The 2150-nt window shown below is 70.2% G+C and carries 1 protein-coding gene; it reads left to right on the forward strand.

Translation table 11 applies throughout. The annotated features are described in order from the left end of the window. A partial coding sequence (locus AC2VOR_RS14420) for a type I polyketide synthase (protein WP_486963992.1) occupies positions 1 to 1913 on the forward strand: 1913 nt, incomplete at its 5' end. Positions 1914 to 2150 lie beyond the last annotated feature (237 nt).

Consider the following 2150-nt stretch of genomic DNA (forward strand, 5'->3'; position numbering starts at 1 on the left):
CCGGTGAGCGGGTGTTGGTGCACGCCGCGACGGGCGGGGTCGGGATGGCCGCGGTGCAGCTGGCCAGGCATTGGGGCGTAGAGGTTTTCGCCACGGCCAGCCGCCGCAAGTGGGACACGTTGCGGGACATGGGATTCGACGACGATCACATCGGCGACTCGCGGACGTTGGAGTTCGAGCAGAAGTTCCTGGCCACCACCGGCGGCGCGGGTGTGGACGTGGTGCTCAACTCGCTGGCCGGGGAGTTCACCGACGCCTCGTTGCGGTTGCTGCGCCCCGGTGGGCGCTTCATCGAGATGGGCAAAACGGATCTGCGCGACCCCCGGGTCGTCGCCGAGCGATACCGCGACGTCCGTTACCGGGCATTCGATCTCATGGAGGCCGGGGAAGACCGCATCGCGGCGATGCTCGGCGAGCTGACGGCCTTGTTCGCCGAGGGAGCCCTCGAGCCGTTGCCGGTCAAGGCTTTCGATGTGCGGCGCGCCGCGGACGCCTACCGGTTCGTCAGCCAGGCCCGCCATATCGGCAAGGTGGTGCTCACGCTGCCCGGCGCGCCCGGCGTCGGGCTGGCCGCGGGCACGGTGCTGATCACCGGTGGAACCGGCATGGCGGGCGCCGCGGTGGCCCGGCACCTGGTGAGCCGTTACGGCGTTCGGCATCTGGTGTTGGCCGGTCGTCGCGGTCCGGCCGCCGACGGTGTCGATCTGCTGGTGGAGGAGTTGTCGCAGCGGGGGACGCGGGTGTCGGTGGTGGCCTGCGACGTGGCCGATCGGGACGCGCTGGCGGCACTGCTGGCCGGCGTGCCCGAGGAACATCCGTTGACGGGCGTGATCCACGCCGCCGGCGTCCTCGACGACGGCATGGTCGCCTCGCTGACCCCGGATCGGGTGGACACGGTGCTGCGTGCCAAGGTCGATGGGGCCTGGCATCTGCACGAACTGACCCAAGATCTGGATCTGGCCGCGTTCGTGCTGTTTTCGTCGCTGGCGGGGATCGTGGGCGCGCCCGGCCAGGGCAACTATGCCGCCGCCAACAGCTTCCTCGATGCGCTGGCCGCGTACCGGCGTGCGCACGGGTTGCCGGGCCTGTCGCTGGCCTGGGGGCTGTGGGAGCAGGCCTCGGGTATGACCGCCCATCTGGGCGATCGCGACAGATCCCGCATCGGCCGGTCCGGCCTGGCGGCCCTGTCGAGCGAGCAGGCGCTCGAACTGTTCGACACCGCCTTGCTGGGCGAGCGCCCCGTCGTGGTGGCCACGCGGCTGGACCGGGTTGCGTTGGCCGGCAACGCCGACGACCTGCCGCCGTTGTTGCGGGAGCTGGCCGCCCGCCCGACGCGTCGTGTCGTCGCCGACGCCGACGCCACCATGGCGGCGACCGGATTACGGGCGCGGCTGGAGGGTATGACCGCCGAGCAGCGCCGCCGCGAACTCGTGGACCTGGTCTGCGGCAATGCCGCCACCGTGTTGGGCCAAAGTGTCGCGGACATCGACGGCGAAAAGGCTTTCCAAGACCTCGGGTTCGATTCGCTGACCGCGGTCGAATTGCGCAACCGGCTCAAGACGGCGACGGGGCTGACCCTGTCGCCCACGGTGATCTTCGATCACCCCACGCCGTCTGCTCTGGCCGAGTACGTCGACGCCGAAATCGCCACCAGCACAGTAGCTTCGGGTGACAAGCAGCCGGATCCGATGGCCCGCTTCAACGACATCGCCCGGGAACTGCAGGCTCTGCTCGACAGACCGGGCTGGAATACCGACGACAGGGCGCGGTTGAGCGGTCGGCTGCAGGTCATGCTCGCGGGCCTGACCGCCCCGCCCGAACCGGAGTACGCCGACGTCCCGTTCGACGACGACATCAACACCGCGACCGAGAGTCAGCTCTTCGCGATCCTCGACGACGACGCCGGTCTTTAGCGGTACGTTCGCGTCCATGCAACGGTTTCGCAATGCGGGTGCGCGCGCGTCGAGGCGCCGCCTGCCTCGTCCGTGCCGGCGGTCCCAGTAATGCGCCGCGGATCGACGGGCGGCACGGGTCGTGCTAGACCTCATTCCGCGAAGCAACCCGCGCGGCCGACGGACGTGGCGATCATCGGCCTCGCGTGCAGGTTCCCGTCGGCGGCCGGCCCCCGGGACCTCTGGCGCCTGATCGGC

This window comes from Mycobacterium sp. TH-M103 (assembly GCF_057473785.1).